Annotated in this window: 23 protein-coding genes; 15 read left to right on the top strand and 8 right to left on the bottom strand. The window is 72.1% G+C overall.

Translation table 11 applies throughout. The annotated features are described in order from the left end of the window. The first annotated feature begins 74 nt into the window (after positions 1-74). From CT688_RS12485 to CT688_RS12465, 6 genes are all read left to right on the top strand, one after another. Positions 75-881: an SDR family oxidoreductase gene (locus CT688_RS12485; RefSeq protein ID WP_197431418.1), complete on the top strand. Its 807-nt coding sequence runs from the start codon at positions 75-77 to the stop codon at positions 879-881. A gap of 1 nt (position 882) precedes the next feature. Further along, positions 883-1,434, top strand: a complete 552-nt coding sequence (locus CT688_RS12480) for an LpqN/LpqT family lipoprotein (RefSeq protein ID WP_107757150.1) — start codon at positions 883-885, stop codon at positions 1,432-1,434. Between the two features lie 77 nt (positions 1,435-1,511). Continuing rightward, on the top strand, positions 1,512-2,171 hold the full coding sequence (gene rfbC / locus CT688_RS12475; RefSeq protein WP_107758190.1) for a dTDP-4-dehydrorhamnose 3,5-epimerase: 660 nt from the start codon (positions 1,512-1,514) through the stop codon (positions 2,169-2,171). Positions 2,172-2,234: 63 nt separating this feature from the next. Next, positions 2,235-2,369 (top strand): hypothetical protein, encoded by a 135-nt coding sequence (locus CT688_RS17950; RefSeq protein ID WP_255412654.1) that lies wholly within the window; start codon positions 2,235-2,237, stop codon positions 2,367-2,369. Between the two features lie 134 nt (positions 2,370-2,503). Continuing rightward, entirely contained in the window at positions 2,504-3,280 is a 777-nt protein-coding gene (locus CT688_RS12470) for an enoyl-CoA hydratase (RefSeq protein ID WP_107757149.1), read from the top strand. Between the two features lie 114 nt (positions 3,281-3,394). Further along, positions 3,395-3,922, top strand: a complete 528-nt coding sequence (locus CT688_RS12465) for a protein-tyrosine-phosphatase (RefSeq protein ID WP_107757148.1) — start codon at positions 3,395-3,397, stop codon at positions 3,920-3,922. Positions 3,923-3,929: 7 nt separating this feature from the next. Here CT688_RS12465 and CT688_RS17495 read toward each other — a convergent pair whose 3' ends face one another. After that, the gene (locus tag CT688_RS17495) at positions 3,930-4,091 is read right to left on the bottom strand and encodes a hypothetical protein (RefSeq protein ID WP_167457827.1); all 162 of its coding nucleotides are present in this window, start codon (positions 4,089-4,091) and stop codon (positions 3,930-3,932) included. A gap of 39 nt (positions 4,092-4,130) precedes the next feature. Between CT688_RS17495 and CT688_RS12460 the strand changes: the two genes are divergently transcribed. Next, entirely contained in the window at positions 4,131-4,460 is a 330-nt protein-coding gene (locus CT688_RS12460; RefSeq protein ID WP_107757147.1) for a DUF4229 domain-containing protein, read from the top strand. 62 nt (positions 4,461-4,522) lie between these two features. Here CT688_RS12460 and CT688_RS12455 read toward each other — a convergent pair whose 3' ends face one another. The 3 genes from CT688_RS12455 to CT688_RS12445 form a co-directional block, all read right to left on the bottom strand. Then, complete coding sequence (locus tag CT688_RS12455) at positions 4,523-5,338, bottom strand: hypothetical protein (RefSeq protein ID WP_156607231.1); 816 nt, start codon at positions 5,336-5,338, stop codon at positions 4,523-4,525. Between the two features lie 67 nt (positions 5,339-5,405). After that, entirely contained in the window at positions 5,406-7,970 is a 2,565-nt protein-coding gene (locus CT688_RS12450) for an ABC transporter permease (RefSeq protein ID WP_107757145.1), read from the bottom strand. After that, on the bottom strand, positions 7,967-8,722 hold the full coding sequence (locus CT688_RS12445) for an ABC transporter ATP-binding protein (protein ID WP_107757144.1): 756 nt from the start codon (positions 8,720-8,722) through the stop codon (positions 7,967-7,969). Before CT688_RS12445 ends, CT688_RS12450 begins: the two co-directional genes overlap by 4 nt. 214 nt (positions 8,723-8,936) lie before the next feature. Here CT688_RS12445 and CT688_RS12440 point away from each other — a divergent pair, with 214 nt between their 5' ends. The 4 genes from CT688_RS12440 to CT688_RS17490 all read left to right on the top strand — a co-directional run bounded on the left by CT688_RS12440 (position 8,937) and on the right by CT688_RS17490 (position 13,239). Next, positions 8,937-10,034 (top strand): hypothetical protein, encoded by a 1,098-nt coding sequence (locus CT688_RS12440; RefSeq protein WP_107757143.1) that lies wholly within the window; start codon positions 8,937-8,939, stop codon positions 10,032-10,034. A gap of 145 nt (positions 10,035-10,179) precedes the next feature. Beyond that, positions 10,180-10,953: a hypothetical protein gene (locus tag CT688_RS12435; RefSeq protein WP_107757142.1), complete on the top strand. Its 774-nt coding sequence runs from the start codon at positions 10,180-10,182 to the stop codon at positions 10,951-10,953. A 318-nt stretch (positions 10,954-11,271) separates the two neighbouring features. After that, entirely contained in the window at positions 11,272-12,477 is a 1,206-nt protein-coding gene (locus CT688_RS12430; protein ID WP_107757141.1) for a hypothetical protein, read from the top strand. Between the two features lie 156 nt (positions 12,478-12,633). Beyond that, positions 12,634-13,239, top strand: a complete 606-nt coding sequence (locus tag CT688_RS17490; protein WP_197431417.1) for a hypothetical protein — start codon at positions 12,634-12,636, stop codon at positions 13,237-13,239. Positions 13,240-13,241: 2 nt separating this feature from the next. Here CT688_RS17490 and CT688_RS12420 read toward each other — a convergent pair whose 3' ends face one another. Genes CT688_RS12420 through CT688_RS12410 form a run of 3 tightly spaced genes read right to left on the bottom strand, consistent with a single transcriptional unit; the run spans position 13,242 to position 16,413 of the window. Then, the gene (locus CT688_RS12420; protein ID WP_231750324.1) at positions 13,242-14,201 is read right to left on the bottom strand and encodes a 1,4-dihydroxy-2-naphthoate polyprenyltransferase; all 960 of its coding nucleotides are present in this window, start codon (positions 14,199-14,201) and stop codon (positions 13,242-13,244) included. Then, positions 14,198-15,412 (bottom strand): o-succinylbenzoate--CoA ligase, encoded by a 1,215-nt coding sequence (gene menE / locus CT688_RS12415; RefSeq protein WP_107757140.1) that lies wholly within the window; start codon positions 15,410-15,412, stop codon positions 14,198-14,200. The genes CT688_RS12420 and menE overlap by 4 nt, the downstream gene beginning before the upstream one ends. A gap of 17 nt (positions 15,413-15,429) precedes the next feature. Further along, positions 15,430-16,413 (bottom strand): 1,4-dihydroxy-2-naphthoyl-CoA synthase, encoded by a 984-nt coding sequence (locus CT688_RS12410; RefSeq protein ID WP_107757139.1) that lies wholly within the window; start codon positions 16,411-16,413, stop codon positions 15,430-15,432. Between the two features lie 23 nt (positions 16,414-16,436). Here CT688_RS12410 and CT688_RS12405 point away from each other — a divergent pair, with 23 nt between their 5' ends. Beyond that, complete coding sequence (locus CT688_RS12405) at positions 16,437-17,579, top strand: o-succinylbenzoate synthase (RefSeq protein WP_107757138.1); 1,143 nt, start codon at positions 16,437-16,439, stop codon at positions 17,577-17,579. Between the two features lie 310 nt (positions 17,580-17,889). On the opposite strand, the gene CT688_RS12400 is transcribed toward CT688_RS12405, so the two are convergent. Next, positions 17,890-18,846 (bottom strand): hypothetical protein, encoded by a 957-nt coding sequence (locus tag CT688_RS12400; protein WP_231750323.1) that lies wholly within the window; start codon positions 18,844-18,846, stop codon positions 17,890-17,892. Positions 18,847-19,254: 408 nt separating this feature from the next. Here CT688_RS12400 and CT688_RS17355 point away from each other — a divergent pair, with 408 nt between their 5' ends. From CT688_RS17355 to CT688_RS12390, 3 genes are all read left to right on the top strand, one after another. Beyond that, positions 19,255-19,572 (top strand): hypothetical protein, encoded by a 318-nt coding sequence (locus CT688_RS17355; RefSeq protein WP_156607229.1) that lies wholly within the window; start codon positions 19,255-19,257, stop codon positions 19,570-19,572. A 141-nt stretch (positions 19,573-19,713) separates the two neighbouring features. Further along, the gene (locus tag CT688_RS12395) at positions 19,714-21,201 is read left to right on the top strand and encodes a WS/DGAT domain-containing protein (RefSeq protein ID WP_231750322.1); all 1,488 of its coding nucleotides are present in this window, start codon (positions 19,714-19,716) and stop codon (positions 21,199-21,201) included. Between the two features lie 171 nt (positions 21,202-21,372). Further along, positions 21,373-22,872 (top strand): WS/DGAT domain-containing protein, encoded by a 1,500-nt coding sequence (locus tag CT688_RS12390; protein ID WP_107757137.1) that lies wholly within the window; start codon positions 21,373-21,375, stop codon positions 22,870-22,872. Positions 22,873-22,902: the final 30 nt, after the last annotated feature.

The following is a 22,902-nucleotide window of genomic DNA, read 5'->3' as shown; positions in this document are numbered from 1 at the left end:
TCGTAGGGCGGGGACACGGCCTCTAGGCTGGCAGTGCACGCCCGAGAGCCCCGAACCGCACCAGGAGACGACACGTGAGCCCTTCCCCCCTTCCCGCCCCCCGTACCGGCCCCGTCGTGCCCGACCGCTTCGCCGGGAGGACGGCCCTCGTCACCGGCGCCAGCCGGGGGATCGGCCTGGGGATCGCGCGGCGCCTGCTGTCCGAGGGGGCGTCCGTGGTGATCACCGCCCGCGGGCAGGAGGGGCTCGACGAGGCGGTCGCCGAGTTGGGTGCCCCGGAACGGGTGCTCGCGGTCGCGGGCAAGTCCGACGACGAGGACCACCAGCGCGAGGTGGTGGCCCGGGCCGAGCAGACCTTCGGGCCCGTGGACCTGCTGGTCAACAACACCGGCATCAACCCGGTGTTCGGTCGGACAATCGACGTGGACCTGGCGGCCGCTCGCAAGATCACCGAAGTCAATGCGCTGGGCACGTTGGCGTGGACGCAGAAGGTCTATCACTCGGGGCTCGAGGAGCGGGGCGGGGCGGTGGTCAACGTGGCCTCGATCGCGGGCCTGGCGCCCTCGCCGGGGATCGGGTGGTACGGCGCCACCAAGGCGCTGGTGATGCGACTGACGCAGGAACTGGCGGTGGAGGTCGGCCCGGCGGTCCGCGTCAACGCCGTCGCGCCGGGCGTGGTCAAGACCCGCTTCGCCGAGGCGCTCTACTCCGGCCGCGAGGAGCAGATGTCCGCCGCGTTGCCCGCGGGCCGGCTGGGGGTCCCCGACGACATCGCCGGCCCCGTGTCGTTCCTGCTCTCCGACGACGCCCACTGGATCACCGGGCAGACGATCGTCGTGGACGGCGGGGCGCACATCGTCGGCGCGGGATTGCAGGGCTGACATGGCCTCGATACAGGAGTTCTGTGCCTCGACGGGCCGCTCGCTCGAGGCGAGCCCCCCGATGGCGGTCGCGGCGCAACCGTTGACCTGGGTGGACAACGCGCCGTGGCAGCGGATCGAGTCGCCGGAGCCGTCGGCCGTGATCTACGTCGATCCGGGAGCGCACCGCGACGGGTTCTCGCCCAACGCCGTGGCCACCTGTGCCCGCGTCGCGCCCGCCATGTCCACCGACGACGCGGTGACGATGATCGTGGCCACCGCGGAGGTGCTCGCCGACTGGACACTGCTGGAGGAGGTCGCGGGAGAGGGCGACGAGGACGCCGGCGCGGTGCGCAGCGTCTACCGCTTCGTCCGCGGGACCTACACCGCCGAGCCCGGCGAGATGGCCACCTCGAGCCTGATCGTGGGATGGAGCGACGACGAGGCGACCTACGTCTTCCAGTTCGTCGTGACCGGGTGGCGCGAGGACGCGGGTCTGCACGACTCGGCGATGGACTGCCTGATGATCGGCGAGTGGACGGCCGGACAGATCGTCGGCGCCATGCGGGGTTGACGGCCTCCGGCGGACGCGGCGGGCCCCGCTAGGGTGGGCAGGTCAGGAGTCGGGTGGACAGGAAGGCGGGACCGCCGGTGCAGCTTCGCGAGTTGAGCGTGACGGGGGCGTGGGAGATCACCCCCCGCCGGATCTCCGATGACCGCGGGGTCTTCCACGAGGCGTTCACCGACGCGGCCTTCCGCCGCCTGACAGGGCACCGCTTCGACCTCGCGCAGGTCAACGTGTCGGTCTCGGGCGAGGGGGTCCTGCGCGGCCTGCACTACGCCGAGGTGCCGCCCGGCCAGGCGAAGTACGTGATGTGCCCGTCCGGCACGGTGTTCGACGTGGTGGTGGACGTGCGGGTGGGTTCGCCGACCTTCGGGGAGTGGTCCGGGGTCATCCTCGACTCGGAGGACCAGCGTGCGGTGTACGTCCCCGAGGGCGTGGCGCACGGATTCCTCTCCCTCGAGCCGCAGTCCACGGTGATGTACCTGTGCTCGGAGGGCTGGCGACCGGGCGCCGAGCACGGGGTGGACGCCTTCGATCCCCACCTCGCCGTCGACTGGCCCTCCGTGGCGCTCGACGGCACCCCGATCACGCACGTGATGAGCGGAAAGGACCGAGACGCGCCGAGTCTGCTCGACGCCGCGGCCGCCGGGCGCCTGCCGCGGTGGGAGGACTGTGAGGCGCACGTGGAACGCCTGCGGGAGGCCACCGCGCGGGTGGACGAGGAGTGGCGCCCGAACGCGGATTGACATACCCTAGGGGGTATCGAACGACGCCCTGTCGGGTCGAGAATCCCCGTGAAGGAGGACGCCATGTGTTATCCGGTCACCTGTTCCATCTGCGGCAAGACCACCTGGGACGGCTGCGGTCAGCACGTCGACCAGGTCAAGGCGGCCGTGCCCGTCGAGAAGTGGTGCGACGGGGAGCACCCGGCCGCGGCCCGGTAGTCCCGGCGAGGCGGCCCAGGGGTGCCGCGGTCCCGACCTCCATCGGGGGCGTCGGTCCCCACTCCCGCGCCACGGACCCGTCCGGCGGGGTAGAACCGGGTGACACGCACTCGTCGTCCCTCCCGGAGGCCCCAGTGAGCACCCCGTACGTCCTCGTCGAGCGCAGCGGCCCGATCGCGCGCGTGACCCTCGACCGGCCCGATCGCCGCAACCCCCTGTCGTTGCGGATGATGCGCGAGGCCACTGCCGCCATCCGCGACCTCGGTGACGACCCGTCGTGCGGCGTGGTGGTGGTGACGGGGTCGGGCCCGGCGCTGTCCGCCGGGCACGAGATCGGCGAGATGATCAACCGCACCCTGGACGAGGAGCGCGAGGTCTTCGACACCTGCGTCGAGCTCATGGAGTCGATCCAGGCCATCCGCCAGCCCGTGATCGCGGAGGTGCAGGGCCACGCCATCGCCGCCGGGTGTCAGCTCGTGGCGACCTGCGACCTCGCCGTGGCCGTCGACACCGCGAGGTTCGGCACCCCGGGCGTGAGGATCGGCCTGTTCTGCTCGACCCCCATGGTGGCGGTCTCGCGGAACATCGGCCGCAAACGCGCGCTCCAGATGCTCCTGACCGGCGAGACGATCGACGCCGCCACCGCGGTCGAGTGGGGCCTGGTCAACGCCGCGGTACCCGCAGACCGGCTCCGGGCCCGTGTGGACGAGCTCGCCACCCGGATCGCCGTCGCCAGCCCGCTCACGCTGGAGATCGGGAAGCAGGCCTTCTACCGCCAGATCGATCTACCCCAGGACGAGGCGTACCGCGAGATGGCCGAGACGATGGCCACCAACGCGATGACATGCGACGCCCAGGAGGGCATGTCCGCGTTCCTGGACAAGCGCACCCCGCAGTGGCGTGGGGAGTGAGGCGGAGGGGTGAGCAGACGCCGGGCAGGCGCGTCCGGCGGCTCGCGGTCGCCGGGATCGGTGCGATGACCTCGTGGATCGTGGGTGTGACGGCGCCCTACTAGGATCTGCGGCATGGCGATCCGGGTGATGACGGTCTGTACCGGCAACATGTGTCGGTCACCGCTGGCCGAGCGCCTGCTCGCCGCGCGCGCCGCCCGAGCGGGTCTCGACGTGGTGGTGGAGTCCGCCGGGACGAGGGCGGTCAACGGCGTGGAGATCCACCCCGAGACCCGCCGGGTGCTCGAGGCGTATGGCGGGAGCGCGGAGGGTTTCGGCGCCCGGCTCCTGTCGCCACGAGTGCTCGGGGGTCACGATCTGGTCCTCACCGCCACGCGCGCCCACCGCGACGCCGTCCAGGAGATGGCGCCGCTGCTGTGGAAGAGGACCTACACGTTGCTGGAGGCGGCCCATCTGGCCGACACGGACCGGGCTCTGACGCTCCGGGGCCTGTCGCGGGCCCGCCTCGGCGTGGACACCGACGATCCGGCGTGGGACATCGAGGACCCGATCGGCCGCCAGCCGGAGGTCTTCGACCGGACGGGGACGCAGATCAGCCACGCGGTCGACTCGATCGTCGATCTCCTGGGCCGCCGGGGGTGATGCCCGGTCAGGGGTCCAGGGGTTTACGCCTGTCCAGATCCCGAAGGAAATCAGGGTCGTCGTCCGGGGCGATCACGCGGGGCGGGGCCGGCCGTGAACCGGGCCCGAAGGCCCGCCACAGCAGAATCGCCACGGTCACCACTCCGATGAGTGCGAACAGCCAGATCACTCGAACCTCCTTTCCACCACGATACGTATCCTGGGGGTCATGAGCGAGCGAGACGAGTCAGCAATCCCGGCACAGGCGCCCGCCGGAACCAGTCCCGGCGCCCGCCTGGCCCGCAACATGATGTTCTACACGGTGTTGAGGCTGCTGATGGTCGTCGCACTGACCCTGATCGTCATCGGTATCGGCCGTCTCGCGGGCGTCGACGTGCCGGTCCTCGTCGCGGCGATCATCTCGGTGGTCATCGCGCTCCCGCTGTCGATGGTCCTGTTCACGCGCCTGCGCGCGGAGATCAACTCCGACATCTCGGCTGTGGACGCCAACCGTCGCGTCAAGCGGGACGACCTGCGACGTCGGATGGACGAGGCCTGAGCCCTACCGGGCCGACCCGAGTCGATGGACCGGCAGCCGTTCAGATCCGGACCGGCAGCCGTTCAGCTGACCGGAGCGGGCAGAGAGGGGAGCCACTCCGAGCCGAATGACCCGTTCGGGTCATGTGACCCCATCCATCCGAACGGCGGCCACCCGGAAGCCTGAGGCGGCGGGGGAGCGGCCGCGTCGGTTTCGGTCTCGGTCGGCACCGCGGTCGGCGCCGGCTCGTCGGATCCGGTGGTGGGTTGGCCGACCTGGTTCGCGGCCGTCGTCTCACCGGCGCCCGGGGTCGTGGTCTCGGTTTCCCCGGGTCCGGTGGGCGGGCTGGTGGGCGGGGTGGTCGGCGGCGTCGTCCCCTCGGGCGGGGTCGTCGGCCCATCCGGTGTGGTCTCCTCGGTGGGCTCGCCCGGACCGCTCTCGGTCGGCTCGGCCGGTTCCGTGGTGGGGTCGTCGTCGTCGAACCACGGATCCTGCCCACCGGCGTCCGTCCGCGGCTGGGCGGGAGTCCACTGGGTGGCCGTGGTGCCCGTCTCGGGCTGGCGGGGCGGTGCGTGGGTGCCCGTCTCGTCGTCGGCGACGTACAGCGCCCCCGGTGCGGGTTGCACACCGATGTAGTACCGGCTCAGGCAGTGGTCGGTGACACTCTGCGTGCCGTCGGTGAACACCGTCATTCCCGGTGTGCCGCCGTCGGCCTCGGTGGCGCACCGGGCGATGAAGCGGCCGGGCGGGGTGTCACGCTCGCTCGATTCGGCCGCGGAGGTGAGGTCGGTCGCAGAGGCGGATCGCGGGGCTTCGGAGAGAACCTGCGGTTCCGGCTGTGCGCACGACGCGGCTACCAGCGCGATCGCGCCGGCGGTCAGGAGCACCCGAGTTCGCATAACGATAGTGTCTCAGTTCTGTCAAAGGATGGCTACCGGTCGGGGCTGTGCGTCACGTCATCATCGGTCAGATCTCGGCCACCTGTCTCCGTACCGCCCCGATCGAGGCCAGGCAGGCGGCGAGAACCGCGGCCGCGACCCCGCCGACCCCCACGGTGATCAGATCGCTCACCGGCGGTGCGATGTTACCGGTGTTCTCGGGTCCCACCATCGCGACCGCGCCGAGTCGGCCGAACGCCGTGCCGATGAGCACTCCGAGAGTCGAGGCGCTCGCCGCCACCAGTGCCGTCTCCAGGACGAGCATCCGCCAGACGCCGGCCCGGGTGACGCCCACGCCGCGGAGGAGGCCGACCTCGCGCGTCCGTTCCCGGATCGACAGCGTGAGCGTGTTGACCACCCCCACCAGGGCCAGCACCACCGCCACCGCGAGCAGCAGGGCACTGGACGTCAGGACGGTCCGGACGGATCCCGCGACCTGGTCCCGCGAGGCGAAGGTCTCGGTGACCGCCAGCGAGGGGCCGGCCTCCACGACCGCCGACCGCACCCGGTCGAGCGCCGTCTCGAGTCGCTCGCCTTCCAACCCGTCCTCCATCCGGAGCCACTGCTCGGTGCGGGGCACGAACTCCCGGGGTACCTCCAGGTCCTCCGGCCAGGGCGCTCCGTCCGGCGACCGCGGCAGGGGCCAGTCGGGCACACTGCCCGGGGCGGCGAGGGCCCACTGGTCGCTGGTGCGACGGACCACCAGGTCCCGCGTGTCGTCGTCGGTGAAGAACCGGAACCGGACGGTGTCCCCGTCACCTGCGCCCGCGGCCACGGGAGAGGACTCGGGCAGGACGATCTCGCCAGGGCCGGGAAGTGTGATCTCCCGGCGCATCACCTGCGCGACCCCGGCCGGGTCGGCCACGCGCAGGACCGTCCTTCTGCCCTCGTCGTCGCGGGCGTACATGTCGACGACGACGAGGGACTCCGCGACCCCGTCCATGCCCGCGAGTCGCTCGGGCAGCGCGCCGGGCAGGATCCCGTCGGGTGAGGTGACGGCGACGTCCAACGGGACGCGGTCGACCAGCCGCGACTCGATGGCGGGCCCCAGCAGGGCGATCCCGGTGACCATGGTCGAGGTGAGCGTCACCCCGACCAGTACGGCGGCCGAGGTGGCGGCCGTGCGGCGTGGGCTGCGCGCGGTGTTGCGGGCAGCGAGGAGGCCGACGGGGCCGAGGGCCGGCCCGACGACCGTGCCGACGACCCCGAGCAGGGTGGGCAGGGCCCCGGTCGTGACCGCCAGTGCCCCGAGGAACGTGAGCACGCCCCACGCCCCGGCCTCGACCACCGACCGCGAGTCCACCGCGGATCCCATCGCCGTCCAGCCCGCGGCCGCGACGGCGGACCCCGCCAGGACCATCGCGAGGCGACGCCACCACGGGTCGGGGCGGACGTCGGCCGGTCGGAGGGCCTCGAGCGGACTCCCCGCGGTGGCCCGCCACAACGCCGGCAGGGCGGCGATCAGGGTGACCCCGAGCCCGACCGCGGCGGCGAGGGCGTACGCGCCGGGCGGCACGGTGACCTCCTGGAGCGGGATCGTCACCCCGAGCCTCGGAGCCAGCCCCGTGGCCGCCGAGACCCCCGTCCGGCCCAGGGCCAGTCCGAGACCGGTGGCGAGGGCGGCCACCACCAGTGCCTCGGCAGCCCCGGACAGGCGCAGCTGCAGCCGCGAGGCGCCCAGGCAGCGCAGCAGCGCGCTCTCGCGGACGCGGGCGGCGAACACCACGGCGAAGGTCGTCGCGATCACCAGTGAGGCCACCGCCACGGCCAGGACGGTGAAGGCGAGCAGGGCCCGGGTATAGACGTCGCGGCCCCCCACGAACGACTCGGCGAGCGCCTCGGCCTCCGCGGCGCCGGTGGAGACCTCCACGGCCGAGGTCCCCGGGAGGGCGGAGAGGCGTTCGGCTATCCGTTCCGCGAGAACGGGGTCGGGCACCGAGCCGTCCCCGGCCACGCGAACGTCTCCGCCGGCGCCCCAGGCGGACCACTGCTGGATCTGTTCGTCGACGGTGTACAGCGGGAACGCGGCCTCGAGATCAGGCTGGCCCGACAGGTCGAACAGGCCCACCACCGTGACGGGGGAGGGATCGGAGCCGCCGGGCGGCCGGACCTCGAATGACGCGCCCAGGGGGATATCAGAGTCCGCGCGCACGGCCACCTCACCGGGCCCGTCGGGCAGTCTGCCGGAGGCCAGCCTCTGCCATCGCAGGTCGTCGTCGGGGGCCAGCGCCGTCGCCGTCGTCATCTGTTGGGCCCGTCCCTCCACACGGACCCGGACGTACGATCGCGTGTCGACCGTGGCCGCCCGGACCCCGGGAGTGGAGGCGATGGCCTCCAGGCCGAGCCGTTGCGCCTCCGCGGCCTCGGCGCGCCCCGCGTCGGAACCGGCGGAGGTGCGGTCGCCGAGGTTCTGCACGAGAACCGAGGTGCCCGCGTAGCGCAGGCCGAAGGTGGCGTCCGCGCTGGCCGAGATCGTGCGCAGGACACCCACCGAGGCCAGGACGAAGCCCACCGCGACGGCGATGGCCAGGACCGTGCCCAGGTAGCGGACCGCGTTCGCGCGGAGCTGGCCCAGGATCAGTCGGGGGTTCACGCGGTGGCCGCGCGCCGGCCGGCGAGCGTGCGCATGGCGGCGTCGACGGTGTCCTGGGTGGGGGAGCCGACCTCGTCGGCGATCCGCCCGTCGGCCAGGATCAACGCCGTGTCCGTGTGGGCGGCGGCGTGGGTGTCGTGGGTGACCATGACCACGGTCTGGCCGCTCTCCCGAGCGCACGCACCGAGCAGGCCGAGCACCGCCTCCCCGGATTCGGAGTCGAGGTTGCCGGTGGGTTCGTCGGCGAAGACCACGTCGGGCCGGGGGAGCAGTGCGCGGGCGATCGCCACCCGCTGCTGCTGGCCGCCCGAGAGTTCGTGCGGGCGACGACGCAGCAGGTCGCCGATACCGAGCTCGCCCGCCAGGGAGTCGAGCCGGTCGCGGTCCGGGCGGCGCAGCGTCATCCGGACGGGCAGGACGATGTTCTCGCGCACCGAGAGGGAGGGGACGAGGTTGAAGGACTGGAACACGAACCCGACCCTGGCCCGTCGCAGGCGCGTCCGACCGGCGTCGCCGAGGCGGGTGATGTCGGTCGACCCGATCGACACCGTGCCCTGATCAGGGGAGTCGAGTCCGGCCAGGCAGTGCATGAGCGTGGACTTGCCGCTGCCGGAGGGGCCCATGATCGCGGTCCACCGCCCCTTTTCCACCGTCACGTCCACGCCGTCGAGGGCCCTGACCTGCACCCGGCCGCGGGTGTAGGTCTTGCGCAGGCCGCGCGCCCGGATCGCGATCTCGGGGGGTGGGGTCACGAGGGTCCTTCCGTCGGGCACCGCGTCCGCACGTTCGGGCGTGGTGTCAGCCAGTTCGGGCGTGGCGTTCGCCGACGAGTGTATTGACCGGGCGACGCGCCGACTCGTGACACGCAACGCGGTAGGTGTGGCTCGTGTGACTAATGTGACGTATGGTGCACAGGTGACTGGGCTGTCCCGGTCGTGCCCCGCCCCCGGACGACAAGGTGAATCCATGTTCCAGCGCCGCCCCCACAGCCCCGCCCCCCGCACCCGTTCCCTCGCTCTCGGAGGCGCGCTGGCCGCGCTCGCCGTAGTCGGGGGCGGGACCGTCGTCGCCGTGTCCGCGCCGACCGATATCGCCACGGGCGACATCCTGCTGGCGCAGAACGCGGCCGGCCAGGAGGCGGGGGTCCAGGATCCCGCGACCGAGGACTCGACGGCGCAGGAGATGGAGCTGGGGGTCCCGGTCAACCTCGACCTCGAACCCGTGGTGGCCCGTGCCGCCGGGGGTGCGATCCCGGCCGGCACCTCCATCCAGGTCACCGGGTTGCCGGACGGCCTGACCCAGGACGGCTGGGTGATCTCCGGAACGCCCACCCGGGCGGGTGACTACGAGGTGCTGGTCACGGTCTCCAACGGGCCGGTGTCCGAGTCCGAGAAGCTCACGGTCACCGTGGTCGACCCGTCGACCGACCCCGTCGGTGACGGGGAGACCACGACCTCGCCCGCCACGACCTCGCCCGCCACGACCTCGCCCGCCACGACCTCGCCCGCCACGACCACCGGGCCCGCCGCGACCGGCGACTCCACACCCTCCACCGACCCCGGCGCGACCGGCGACTCCTCACCGTCCACCGACCCCGGCGCCACGACCACACCCGCACAGCCGGCCCCGACCCTCTCCGCCGTGCCCGGCGTCCCGGCGGCCGATCCCGTGGAGGCCGACGGTTCCGGACCCGACACCACCGACGACGAGACGGGCACCACGCCCGACCTGTGCGCCGCCCTCGGTGACGGGGAGGTGGACGGTGCCTCGGTGGGTGCGCTCCTGCCCGCCCTCACCGGAGGCGGGGACGCCGAGACCTCCGGGTTGCTGCTGGTCCTGGTGAACGCGGTGGTGACCATGCTCCCGTCGCTGCTCGGCCAGAGCGGTTCGACCCAGGACCTGGGATCGGCCGGGCAGATCCTGTGCACCCTCTCGCCGGGGCTGCTGGGCGGCGAGTCCTCGGGCGGGACCGACGCGGAGGCCGCCGGAGGGGCGGCTGTGGGCAGTGCCCCGGCCGCGTTGCTCGGGATGGTCACGACCGGCGCGGGGAGCCTCGGAGACTGACCGCTGACGCTTCGCCGAAGCTCTACCGGACCCCGGCCGATCGGGATACAGTCCTCCTGTCGAGAACAGGCGCCACTCACCCGTGATGGCGCGTGACCGCGTTAGTCGCATCCTGGTCCGTCTCCAGCTAAGGGGTCTCATCGCCATGTCCGCCCGCAGGGTCGTCACCGCCTCCGCCGCCGCCCTGATGGCGGTCGCACTCTCCGTCCCGATCGTCAGCGCCCAGACGGGGGGTGACGGCCCGGACGGCTCGGCGACGGGCAGCCTGGACCTCGGCAGCCTCGTCGGGGGCGGCGGTGAATCCGGAAGCCTCCCGGGCGGGAGCGGCGAGGGCTCCGGAAGCGGCGGTGTCGACGACGGCGATGCCGGCCAGGGGGGCAGCCTCGACACCGCCAGTGCGGAGGACTCCAGCGTGGGTGACCTCGCGCCGGAGTCCGAGGCGACGTGTGAGTTGCCCGATCTCGGCGGCTCGGTCGCCAAGTTCTATCCGCTGTTCGGCATCTCGGGGGTCCCGACGGCGGTCCTCGACTTCGTCACCTCCGCCCTGGGAACCTTCCCCAACCTGCTCGATGTGCTCGCCGGACCCGGTGGCGGCGCGAACCTCGTGGGACAGACCGGGTCGTTGACCGAGCCGCTGTGCACGGCCGTCTTCGGCGGCGAGATGGTTCAGCCGCCCGTGACCGTGATCGTCGACGGGGACGGCAATCCGGTCACCACGGTCACCGGGACCGTCGCGCCCGGCGGCACCGGAAGCGCTGGAGCGGGCAGCCTCGGCGGTGGGTCGGGCGCACCGACCTCGACCTCCTCCTCGAGCTCCACCCTGACCTCCGGCCCGGTCGGTCAGAGTGCGGGCGACGTCTCGGCGTCCCGGACCGGAGCGGTCGCCCTGCCGACCAGCGTCCCGACCCCCGGAGCCTGAGCGGCGACTCTCTTCCAGTGCAGAACCCCGAGCCTGCGGCCCGGTCCCCTTCAGGGGGCCGGGCCGCGGTCATGTCGTGGGCTGAGCGGGGAGTCGATGGCGGCGCGGTAGTCGGGTGTGGGCGCGGCGATAAGTGCGGACCCATATAGGTAGGCATACCCCACAGGGTGTGTGACTACTGTGACTCAAGATAATTCTGTGACTATTGAGACAGAAGTAGACAGTTGATGTGTGTGGGGTTAGAGTGACTCTTGTAATGGTCTGCGCTCCCGTATCCGGGGAGTGAGCGATCCGAACCCCTCCGGAAGGAACCAGCCGATGCGTGCTCGCCTCGCCCGCCCCCGTCGTATCGTCCGGGGTCGCCTCGTCGCCCCCGTCGCAGCCGCGGCCGCGGTCGCCCTCGTGGGCGGCGTCGTCGTCGCCACCCCCGACGCCCCGACCGTCCGCGGTGACGTCCAGACCGTGGCGGTCACCGCCCCGGCGTTCAACGCCGGCGCCTCGTACTCGTTCGATCTCCAGGGCCTCGTCGGGGCCGGGGAGTGGAGCGGCATCGTCATCACCGAGGTCAACGGTCTGCCCGAGGGGCTGACCTACGCGGATGGCGTCATCTCCGGAACCACCGCGGCCGCGGGCGTCTACACCGTGACGGTCGTCGGCACCCTCGGCGGCCAGGCCGTCACCATCCCCGTGACCCTCACCGTCAACAACCCCGACGGCACCGCCCCGGTCGGTGCCGAGGCCGGGTCCGCCGCCGCCGTCGAGGGCAGCCTCGGCGGCGAGGCCCAGGCCGGTGGGCAGATCACCACGGGTTCCGCAGGCACGGACGCCATCCTCGGCGCCGTCGTGAGCATCGTGACCTCGCTCGGTGGGGACTCGGCCGGCGAGATGGTCACCGGATCGCTCGGCACCGGCGGGGCGACCCCCGACGCTCCGGGGCAGACCCCTTCCGCGCCGCTCGGCAGCGACGCCAACGCGCAGCTCGGCCTGGGGAGCCTGGCCGGTGGCTCCCCGGGTGACGACACCACCCCCGACACCGGATCGCCGCTCGGGTCGGCGGGCAACGCGGGTGGGGAGGCCACCGGCGAGGTGACCGGCGGAATCGACACCCAGAGCCTGGGGCCGCTCGGCTCACTGCTCGACACCGGCGGCCAGACCGGGTCGACGACCGAAGGCGAGACCACCACCGGAGGCGACCTCACCGCGGGCGGCGGGTTGAACACCGTCGGGCAGGTCGAGGTGCCGGGCTCCTCCTCGCCCCTCGACACCGGATCCCTCGGGGCGCTGGCGCCCGGCCTCGCCTTCACGGGGATCGCCCTGCTGGGCCTCGCCGGACTCGGCCTGGCACTGGGCGGCGGGTCCTCGGCCCCGGGGACCTCCTCGCTGCTCCCGGCGCTTCCGGGCACGTCAACCGAGGGCTCGAACAACGGTGGCGGCTCGGCCGGATCGACCGCCCCCACCGTCGCGGCCGGTGCACCCAGCACCGTCCAGGCCCCGGGTCCGACGGTCGCGAACGGCCGCGGCTGAGACCCACGAACTCCCGGCGGCCGCGCAGGTCGCCGGTGACCACGTCCACCCCGAGTCCCTCTCACATGATGAGAAGGCCTCGGGGTGACGTGCATTCGTGGGTTACGGTGGCCTGGTTCGCACCCGGATCTCGCCGATGACCCCCGAAAGGCACGCATGCACCTCTCCCGTCCCGTCATCGCCTCCACCGCCGCCCTGGCCGCCATGGCGGCGATCGGGGTGGCGTCGGGGCAGGTGGAGTCCCCTGACGCCGCACCCCTCGTGATCGAGGCCACGGAGGTGGCGCCGGCCGCGTTGCCGTCGCTGAGCTTCCCGGTGGGCGTCTACATGGAGAACCGCGTCAGCGATCAGGTGACTCTCCCGCCCGGCGCGACACTGCAGTTCCAGGGTCTGCCGCCAGGGCTGACCTACAACCCGCGGACCACCGCCATCCAGGGCGTGCCGACCACCCCGGGTGTGTACCGGCCCGTGGCGACCGCCTACATCGGCGGCATCCCCGTGCGGACCGAGACGACCACCGTGACCATCACCGGACGTGCCGGCGGGGGAGCGCCGGCTCCGGCGCCCGCCCCCGCGGCGCCGCCCGCCCCTGCCCCGGCCCCCGCGGCACCGCCTGCGCCCGGCACCATCGCCATCGCCGATATCGACGCGCTCCCGCTGCCGATCGAGGTCAGGGACGCCCTCCGAGGAGCCGCGCTGGCGATCAACGACGGTATCCAGGCGGCCTGGGACGCCGTGCCCGAGGGGTCGCTCGGCAAGTAGTGCTATAGGGAGGCGATCAGCATCCCGGCGCTGACCAGGACGCTCCAGGCGAGCATGGCCATCCCGGCCACCGTGAGCGCGGGGATGAGCCCGGCGCCCGTGGCGCGCGCCCGGACCGGCGCGTTGGCCCTCCACGCGACCGGCATCGCCAACAGACCCAGCAGCGCCCACGGCGTCGCCGGGATCAGCGCCAGCGTGGCCAGGAGCGGCACCAGCAACTCCAGGACGGCGTGCAGGCCCCGGGTCCGTGAGTCGCCCAGCCGGACGGCCAGCGTGATCTTGCCCGCCTCGGTGTCGGACGGGATGTCCCGCAGATTGTTGGTGAGGTTGACCGCGCAGGAGAAGCTGCCCACGGCCACCGCCGCGACGAGCGCGTACCAGGTGACGGACCCGAGCTGGGTGAACTGGGTGCCGGTCACGGCCACCAGACCGAAGAACACGAACACCGCCACCTCGCCGAGGCCGCGGTACCCGTAGGGGCTCCTGCCGCCGGTGTAGAACCAGGCAGCGAGGATGCACACCAGCCCCACGGCGATCAGCCACGGCGCCGAGGTGACGCTGAGCACCACCCCGGCCAGGCCGCCCAGACCGAGGAACGCGAACGCCGCCCACTTCACCGCCTGGGGGCGGGCGAGTCCCGACCCCACGAGTCGCAGCGGGCCCACGCGGTCGTCGTCCGTTCCGCGGATGCCGTCGGAGTAGTCGTTGGCGTAGTTGACGCCCACGATGAACGACCACGCCACCACCAGTGCGAGCAGCGCCTTCCACCAGACGAAGCCACCGGCCAGCGCCGCGGCCGCCGAACCCACCAGCACCGGCGCGAACGCGTTGGGCCACGTCCGTGGTCGGGCCCCCTGGAGCCAGTCGGACAAGGAGGCGCCGGCGGGCCGGGCGGGGTGCTCGGGGTCTTCGGGGTGCTCGGGGTGCTCGGCGGCATCGGAGAAGTCGGTCTCGCGGGTCATCCTCCGATTGTCCCATCGACGAACCGTGCCGCGACGGTCCGCCGGTCGATCTTGCCGCCCGGCAACAGCGGAAGTGCGTCCACGACGGCCACCGCGGCGGGCGCCGAGTGGGCCCCGAGCATCGCGGTGACGTGGGAGCGGAGCTCGTCCGGGGTGGCCGCGGTCCGCAGGGTGACCGCCGCGACGGGCCGGGTGCCGAGGCGGGCATCCGGGATCCCGACGACGACGACGTCGACCACCGCGGCGTGCTGACGGAGCGAGTCCTCGACCGCCTGCGGCAGGAGCGTGAGCCCGCCGACGCTCAGCGCCTCGTCGAGTCTGCCCAGGATCCGGAGCCTGCCGTCCTCACCGACCCGTCCGGCGTCGTCGGTCCGGAACCATCCCGCGCGGGCGAACGCCGGGTGAGCGGGCGCGTTGCGGTACCCCAGGGCGAGCTGCGGGCCGGATAGCCAGACGCGGCCGGAGTCGTCGTCGATCTCCATCTCCACTCCGTCGAGCGGCAGACCGTCGTAGACGCACCCGCCGGCGGTCTCACTCATGCCGTAGGTACGCACCACCCTGATCCCGGCCCCGGCGGCCCGGGCGAGCAGGTCCGGGGCGGCCGATGCTCCACCCAGCAACACGGCGTCGAGTGAGGCCAGGGCGGCGACGGCCTCGGGCGGGCCGTCGTCGAGGACCTTGGCCAGCTGGCCGGGGACCAGGGAGGTGTAGGCGCGCGGGGGTGCACCGCGGCCGGGCGCCCCGGTGTTCACACCCACCCGGCAGGCGGCCACCGCGTCCGGGAGGGACGCCGGATCGAATCCCTCGGTCACGTCCACCACGACCGGCTCCATGCCTGCTCGGAGGCTGCGCAGGATCACCTGCAGGCCGGCGATGTGGTGTCCGGGAAGTGCCAGCAGCCAGCGGCCCGGCCCGCCGAGGAACGCATCCGTGGCGGACGCTGACGCGGCCAACGCCGCAGCCGAGAGCATCGCCCCCTTGGGAGTGCCCGTCGAGCCGGAGGTGCTCACCACCAGCGCCGTGCGGTCGTCGACGGGGTCACCGGGCCGCATGGCGTCCGAGAGCAGGCGCGTACGCACCGGATCGTCGGCCGGGACGGGCAGCAGGGCCGGGCCGCGGTCGTCGAGTAGCTGCTCGAACTCGGGGTACAGCTCGGCCACCGCCGTGCCGCCGGGCACGGGCAGCACGCGCAGTTCGCGGGTGGCGGGCATGGACCGGTCCGGCGTCGTCAGTAGTAGTAGGGGAAGTCGTCCCAGTCCGGGGCCCGCTTCTCCAGGAACGCGTCCCGGCCCTCCACGGCCTCGTCGGTCATGTACGCCAGTCGGGTGGCCTCGCCGGCGAACACCTGCTGGCCCATCAGTCCGTCGTCGGTGAGGTTGAACGCGAACTTGAGCATCCGCTGCGCGGTGGGCGACTTGCCGTTGATCAGCCGCGCCCACTCGATCGCGGTGCTCTCCAGCTCGGCGTGGTCCACGACCCGGTTCACGGCGCCCATCTGGAACATCTCCTCGGCCGTGTACGCCTGACCGAGGAAGAAGATCTCGCGCGCGAACTTCTGGCCCACCTGCTTGGCCAGGTAGGCGCTGCCGTATCCGGCGTCGAAGGACCCCACGTCGGCGTCGGTCTGCTTGAACCGGGCGTGCTCGCGGCTGGCCAGGGTCAGGTCGCTCACCACGTGCAGCGAGTGACCCCCGCCCGCCGCCCACCCGCTCACCAGGCAGATCACCACCTTGGGCATGGTGCGGATGAGTCGCTGCACCTCCAGGATGTGCAGACGTCCGCCCTCGGCCTTCACCCGCGCCTGGTCGACCTTGTCCGCCGTCGCGCCGGCCACGTCCGAGTCGTGCTCGGTGGAGTACTGGTACCCGGACCGCCCACGGATGCGCTGGTCCCCGCCCGAGCAGAACGCCCAGCCGCCGTCCTTGGCGCTCGGCCCGTTGCCGGTGAACAGCACGGTCCCCACGTCGGGGGAGCGGCGCGCGTGGTCGAAGACCCGGTACAGCTCGTCCACGGTGTGCGGGCGGAAGGCGTTGCGCACCTCGGGGCGGTCGAAGGCGATCCGCACGATTCCGTCGGCCCGGCTCTCGCCCACGTGACGATGGTAGGTCAGGTCCGTGAGGTCCTCGCCGCTGCGAAAGCCCTCGACCTCCCGCCACTGCGACGGATCGAACGGGTTCGCGGTCTCGCCCTGCGCTGCGCTGCTCTCGGTCATGGGGTCGACGTTAGCGTGGAGGCATGACATCCGTACCGGGCCCCGAGTCGATCGACGATCTGCTCGCCCGCGTCCACGTGGTGGCCCTGCCGATGCGGGTCCGGTTCCGTGGCGTCACCGAGCGGGAGGTGGCGCTGGTCGAGGGGCCGGCCGGGTGGGGCGAGTTCGGTCCCTTCCCGGAATACGACGACCCCGAGGCCGCCCACTGGCTGCGCTCCGCGCTCGAGATGGCGTGGCAGGGCCCGCCGACGCCGCTGCGCTCGCGGGTCGCCGTCAACGCGACGGTCCCGGCGATCTCGGCGGGCGAGGTGGCGGGCATCCTCGACCGGTTCCCCGGATGCTCCACGGTGAAGATCAAGGTGGCCGAGAGGGGGCAGCAACTCGTCGACGACGTCGCGCGGGTCGCCGCGGTCCTGCAGGCCCGCCCCGACGCCCGCGTCCGGGTGGATGCCAACGGGGCCTGGACGGTCGCCGAGGCCGCACACGCGGTCCGCGTCCTGGATCAGGCGGTCCGCGCGGTCGACTCCCGCCGGGCGCCGGGCACGGGGCCGGTCGCCCTCGACGGACGCGGCCTGGAGTACGTCGAGCAGCCGTGCGCCACCGTCGATGAGTTGGTGCAGCTGCGCGCGCGCCTGGCCGCCGACGGGGTGCATGTGGACGTGGCAGCCGACGAGTCCATCCGCCGCGCCGAGGACCCGCTTCGCGTGGTGCGGGCGGGCGGCGCGGACCGTGCGGTGGTCAAGGTCGCCCCCCTGGGCGGGCCCCGCAGACTCCTCGCCGTGGCCGCGGAACTGGGTGTGCCGGTCACCGTCTCGAGCGCCCTGGACTCGGCCGTGGGGGTCGCGGCCGGGGTCGCTGCGGCCGCGGCGCTCCCGGGCGTCCGCTCCGGGCCTGACCGGGCGGGAGGCGACGGAGCGGGAGGCGACGGAGACGTCGTCGAGGGAACCGGAGGCGACGACATCCCCGCCGCAGGACTGGGCACCGGCGGGTTCTTCGTGGAGGACGTGGTGGAACCCGGCGTGTTCTCACTGGTCGAGGGCTGTCTACCGGTGGCGGCGGTGTCCCCGGACCCGGCGAGGCTGGAGGGCCTGCGAGCGAGCGCCGACCGCCGGGACTGGTGGATGGATCGCATCCGCCGCTGCCACGAGCGGCTCCAGCCCCGGTGACGAGCCGGTACCTCTCCGCGCGTGTGCCGGCCCCCAGCCGCCCGGCGCCCGCCCTCAGCCGCCCGGCGCCCGCCCTCAGCCGCCCCCCGCGGTGGCGTCTGGCGTGCACAGATGCGCAGGCGGGACGCCCTCGCGGCGGGCGGCTGCGGTGAAGGTGGGCATGCGCGCGAGCGAGACGCCACACGCGTGCGCGAGACGCCAGGCGCAGCAGCGGCTGCTCGGACTGCCGAGGGCCGTTGCCGGGCGGATTGTCGCCGAGCGGAATGGTCACCGAGTGGAGTGGTTGACATTTCGCACACCGCAACCGCCCTCATGCCGCGCGGTGCGGCCCCCGGCCGAGTGATTCCTGAAGTCTCAGCGCCTCGCGGATGAGGGGCACGATCCGGCCACTCCGATAGTCCTCCCATTGCCATCTCCTGAAGATGTTGCCCAGCGATTCGATCTCGTTCTGGCGATTCTTCTCGTTGCGGAGCTTCCGGCGGACGCCCGCCTCGCCGTCGTCGATCCCGTACTTCCCCGAGCCGTCCGCCTCCCCGACGAGTCCCCATTCCTTCCAGTACATGTCGACGAAAGTGCGTGACCCGTCCGAGAGGATGAACTCGTGCTGGAGCTGGGGCATGGGGAGGCCGGCGCGGGTGATGGCGACCCGGCTGAGGGACTCGAGCACCGAGTGGGCACCCGGGTTCGCGAACGCCACCACTGCGCGGGCCCGCGCGATGCCGACCCGCCCGGCGGCGGCGTCGAGTTCGGTCGCCAGTTCGGCCCGGGTGCACAGAGAGCGGCGCAGGGCCTCGTCGGCAGCGCAGACGGCGCCTGCGAACGGGCTCGTCCGCGCCACGTCGACGATCGTCCGCGCCGGAGTCGTGACCGGGATGCCCTCCAGTTCCGTCACGGAGTCACCGAGGTCCAGGCTGTGGCAGATCGCGCTCTCACCCCGCCTGCTCCCGCTGCCCGGCCGATGCCTGGTCGTGGTGACCCGCCGGGTGTCCAGATCCTGAGCGGGCAGACCGTGAAGCACGAGAGCGGAAGTATGCGACATCGCCGTGCCGGGGCTGATGAACCTCGCCGAGGCCCGCGACCGCATCTCGAGCATGGCCTCGGCCTCGTCGGGACCGGTGGGCAGGTCGGCGGCGGGCACGTAGACGCCGTGACGGACACGGTAGAGCTGTCCGGTGCGCTCTGCGTGCTCCCTCGCTCGGCGGCTGTAACCCCGCGCGAGTAGTTCGGACGAGGTGATGACGGGTGGGCGAATTCTGTCGGTGCTCATGGCCACGCAGTATCGCCCCCGCCGGCCCGGTTTCTGCAGCGTCGGACTGCGTGGTCCGTTCAGGCTGTGGAGGGTGCGCGGGGTGTGGAGGGCCCGCCGTGACAGTACAGCCGGACTGCGCGACTGACCGGCTGGTCTGCGCGCTGCACGGCGGGTCAATCTGCGCGACTGACCGGCTGGTCTGCGCGCTGCACGGCGGGGCTATCGGTATGGGACCGCAGTCCGCCCCGCTCGCAGACAGTGCAGGCGCCCGCCGGAAAGGCGTCTGGCGCGCACCGAAGCGCACGCGAGACGCCATAGCGGTGGGCGGTTGCCGAGGAGTCGTACAGGCGCGCGAGCGACACGTCGGGCGCTGGAGCGCCTGCACGTTGCGGCGGACGCGGACCGGGGGACAGGGGCGGGGGCCGGGTGACGAGCCGCTACCTCCCGGGCCGTGGCAACTCCTTCGTGCCGCGGGGCCGGGCCCCGGTGGTGGCGACCCACTCGCGACGGCGGCAGGAGCGGGTCGAAGACAGGCACAGACCGTCGACGGCCAGCACGTCCTCGGAGATCGCCGCACCGATGCTCATCACGAACGCACCGATGCGCATCAAGAACGCGCCGATGCTCATCACGAACGCACTGATGCGCATCAAGAACGCGCCGGTCTCGCCGACGTTGCCGACGGTGTCCTTCCGGCCGATCGAGGTGACCGACGGGATCGCGGGTCACAGCAGTAGACGGTGAAGAACGAGCACGGAGCGAGATCCCCCGAGGAAGGGCCGTGACACGGGTCACAACTGCTCTAGCCTGGGGCGGCGGCCACATCACGTGGACGGTGGTCGGCGTCCGCATGACGTGGACGGTGGGTGAGAGGGGTCGGGCAGGATGGCGGAGACGAGGGTTCGGATCCCACTGCGGGATCAGCTGTGGCTGATGATGGACCGACCGGACAATCTCATGTACATCAACTCGATCATGTGGTTCGCCGAGGTCCCCGACTGGGAGGCGGTCACCGAGGCGATCGCCACCCGGATGGTGGAGCCCCACCCGGTGTTCCGCCGGGTCCCGGTGCGGCGGGGCCGACGCTGGTACTGGCAGGACGATCCGGACTTCGACCTCTCCCGCCACCTGGTCCGCAGTCGCCTCCCCGAACCGGGCGGACGCGCCGAGGCCGAGGCGTACGTCGCCGCGCAGATGAGCAGGCCGCTCCCCGACGACCGCCCCATCTGGCGCACCGAGTTCATCGAGGGATATCACGGCCACGGGGGAGAGCAGGAGGGGGCGCTCATCCTGTTCCGGGTCCAGCACGGGATGGTCGACGGAATCCGGTTGTCCCAGCTGGTCCTGGGATTGTGTGACCACGAGGACGACGACCCCCTGCCCCGGGTGGGACGGGAACTGACCTCGGGTGGGGGCGGGATCGTGGGGGCGGTCGGCCAGGTCGGGGCAGGACTGGCCAAGGACTCGATCGGCATCGCCCGCGGTGTCGCGGGTGCCACGATCAGGTTCCCGGTGACGCTCGCGCGACTGGCCAGGGACGTGGCGGCCCCCGGCGGGGAACTGACCCGGGTGCCCACTCGTGTCGTGGAATCCCTGGCCGACACCATCGACTCCACCAACACGACGACCAACACCTATCGCTCCATCTTCCGACTGCTGTTCGAGCCCCGGACCCCCGACCTGTCGTGGAGTGGACGGACGCACGCGGAGAAGAAGGTCTCCTGGGTCTCGGGACTGGAGCTCGCGGCCGTCAAGAGGGTGGCGTCACTGCACGACACCACCGTCACCTCGGTGATGATCGCCGCGGTGTCCAAAGCCCTCACCCGCTACCTCGACGCGCACGGTGACCGCCCGGTCGCCGACATCAACCTCATGGTGCCCATGTCGGTGACGCCGAACAGCGACGACCTCCCGGAGGAACTGGGCAACCACATCACCCTCATCCTCATGCGTCTGCCACTGGGCATCGACGACGCCGACGAGCTCATCGACGCCATCACCACGTCCATGACCCGGGTGCGCTATTCGTTCGAGCCACACATCACCTTCGCCTCGATGCTCACCGTGGCGGTCACCCCGACTGCGGTGCAGCACGCCGTGATCGACCTGTTCGCCAACAAGACCGTCGGTCAGCTCACCTCGGTGCCCGGACCCGTCTCCACGGTGAGCCTCGCCGGGACCGTGGTCGAGGGGATGCTGGGCTGGGTCCCGATGAGCGGCGACCAGGCGCTCGGGATCTGCGTCTTCAGCTACGACGGGAAGGTCTCCGTGGGGATCGCCACCGACGCCGGACTCGTGCCGGACCCGGGCCGGGTCGCCGAGCTGATCAAGGACCAGTTCGCGACGTTCGACGGCTGGGAGGCCCAGGTCTGAGGACCGTCGTCACGCCTCTCCTTCACGGTGTACTTCACCACACCGGCGCGTCGACCCCGGTAGGCGTGGGGAACAAGGAAAACACTCGTGATCTCTGTCACGCCTGTTCTAGCCTGTACTCGTGCGCATGACCCGGTGCGCGAGCGTGGCCACGGGAGAGGCGTCGGGACGATGGGGGAGACGGCGAGAGTCAGAATCCCGCTGCGGGATCAGTTGTGGTTGCACATGGACCGCGCCGACAACCTCATGTACATCACCTCGTTGGTGTGGTTCTCGGAGATCCCCGACTGGGACGCGGTCACAGAGGCAGTCGCCACACGGATGGTTGACCCCCACCCGGTGTTCCGGCGGGTCCCGGTACGCGAGGGCAGACGGTGGTACTGGGAGGATGATCCCGATTTCGACCTCTCCCACCATCTGATCCGCGGGCGGCTCCCCGCGCCGGGCGGACGGGCCGAGGCCGAGGCGTACGTCTCCGAGCAGATGAGCGTCCAGCTCCCCGACGACCGCCCCCTGTGGCGCGCCGAGTTCCTCGAGGGCTACCACGGCCACGGTCACGAGGCCGAGCGGGAGGGCGCGCTGGTGCTGTTCCGGGTCCAGCACGGGATGGTCGACGGTATGCGGTTGACCCAGTTGGTCCTCGGTCTGTGCGACAGCGATGACGACGACGCCCAGCTGCCGCGGGTGGGCCGACCCCTCTCCGCTGGTGGAGGCGGGATCCTCCGGACGGTCGGCCGCGCCGGGGTGGGGATGGCCAGGGACTCGGTCGGTATCGCCCGCGGTCTCGCCGGCGCCACGGTCACGTTCCCGTGGACTCTCACGCGGCTGGTCAGGGCAGTGGTGGCCCCGGGCCGTGGGGTCACCCGGGTGCCCACGCGCGTCGTGGAATCCCTGGCCGACAGCATCGATCTGACCAATAGGACGACCAACACCTATCGTTCGACCTTCCGGTTGCTGTTCGAACCCAGATCGCCCGAGCTGTCCTGGAGCGGTCACGCCCATGTTGAGAAAAGGGTCTCCTGGATCTCCGGGCTGGACCTCGCGGCGATCAAGAGGGTGGCGAAGGTGCACGGCACCACGGTCACCACCGTGATGCTCGCGGCGGTGTCCAGGGCGCTCACCGAGTACCTCGACGCCCACGGCGATCGTCGGGTCTCGGACATCAACCTCATGGTGCCGATGTCCATCGAGCCTGTGGCCGACGAACTGCCGGAGGAACTGGGCAACCACCTCACGATCATCCTCATGCGCCTACCGCTGGGGATCGACGACGCCGACGAGCTCATCGACGCGATCGCCACGTCCATGTCCCGGGTGCGCTACTCGTTCGAACCACACGTCAACTTCGCCACCATGCTCGGCGTAGCGATCACTCCCGGCCCGGTGGCGCACGCGGTGGTCGACCTGCTCGCCAACAAGACCGTCGGCCAGCTCACGTCGGTCCCCGGGCCGGTCTCCACGGTGCGGATCGCCGGCACCCCCGTCGAGGGGATGCTCGGCTGGGTTCCGATGAGCGGCGACCAGGCCTTCGGGATCTGCATCTTCAGCTACAACGGCACGGTCTCGGTAGGCATCGCCACGGACGCGGGACTCGTGCCCGACCCGGGCGAAGTGGCCGGGATGATCGAGGACAAGTTCGCGACGTTCGCCGGCTGGCACGAAGGCGACTGACCATCCGGCGCGCCCCTCCGCGCGGAATGA

This window comes from Dietzia sp. JS16-p6b (assembly GCF_003052165.1).
Taxonomy (GTDB): Bacteria; Actinomycetota; Actinomycetes; order Mycobacteriales; family Mycobacteriaceae; genus Dietzia.
The sequence above is the reverse complement of the archived record's forward strand: the minus strand, read 5'-3'. Positions and strand labels throughout refer to the sequence as shown.

Excerpts from the sequence above, each read along its gene's own strand:
- CT688_RS12400 (WP_231750323.1), bottom strand. The coding sequence starts at position 18,846 with ATGAGCACCGACAGAATTCGCCCACCCGTCATCACCTCGTCCGAACTA.
- CT688_RS12460 (WP_107757147.1), top strand. The coding sequence starts at position 4,131 with ATGAGCGAGCGAGACGAGTCAGCAATCCCGGCACAGGCGCCCGCCGGA.
- menE (WP_107757140.1), bottom strand. The coding sequence starts at position 15,412 with ATGCCCGCCACCCGCGAACTGCGCGTGCTGCCCGTGCCCGGCGGCACG.
- CT688_RS12410 (WP_107757139.1), bottom strand. The coding sequence starts at position 16,413 with ATGACCGAGAGCAGCGCAGCGCAGGGCGAGACCGCGAACCCGTTCGAT.
- CT688_RS12435 (WP_107757142.1), top strand. The coding sequence starts at position 10,180 with ATGTCCGCCCGCAGGGTCGTCACCGCCTCCGCCGCCGCCCTGATGGCG.
- CT688_RS12390 (WP_107757137.1), top strand. The coding sequence starts at position 21,373 with ATGGGGGAGACGGCGAGAGTCAGAATCCCGCTGCGGGATCAGTTGTGG.
- CT688_RS17490 (WP_197431417.1), top strand. The coding sequence starts at position 12,634 with ATGCACCTCTCCCGTCCCGTCATCGCCTCCACCGCCGCCCTGGCCGCC.
- CT688_RS12405 (WP_107757138.1), top strand. The coding sequence starts at position 16,437 with ATGACATCCGTACCGGGCCCCGAGTCGATCGACGATCTGCTCGCCCGC.
- CT688_RS12395 (WP_231750322.1), top strand. The coding sequence starts at position 19,714 with ATGGCGGAGACGAGGGTTCGGATCCCACTGCGGGATCAGCTGTGGCTG.
- CT688_RS12465 (WP_107757148.1), top strand. The coding sequence starts at position 3,395 with ATGGCGATCCGGGTGATGACGGTCTGTACCGGCAACATGTGTCGGTCA.
- CT688_RS12455 (WP_156607231.1), bottom strand. The coding sequence starts at position 5,338 with ATGCGAACTCGGGTGCTCCTGACCGCCGGCGCGATCGCGCTGGTAGCC.
- CT688_RS12430 (WP_107757141.1), top strand. The coding sequence starts at position 11,272 with ATGCGTGCTCGCCTCGCCCGCCCCCGTCGTATCGTCCGGGGTCGCCTC.
- CT688_RS12440 (WP_107757143.1), top strand. The coding sequence starts at position 8,937 with ATGTTCCAGCGCCGCCCCCACAGCCCCGCCCCCCGCACCCGTTCCCTC.
- CT688_RS12480 (WP_107757150.1), top strand. The coding sequence starts at position 883 with ATGGCCTCGATACAGGAGTTCTGTGCCTCGACGGGCCGCTCGCTCGAG.
- CT688_RS17950 (WP_255412654.1), top strand. The coding sequence starts at position 2,235 with ATGTGTTATCCGGTCACCTGTTCCATCTGCGGCAAGACCACCTGGGAC.
- CT688_RS12420 (WP_231750324.1), bottom strand. The coding sequence starts at position 14,201 with ATGACCCGCGAGACCGACTTCTCCGATGCCGCCGAGCACCCCGAGCAC.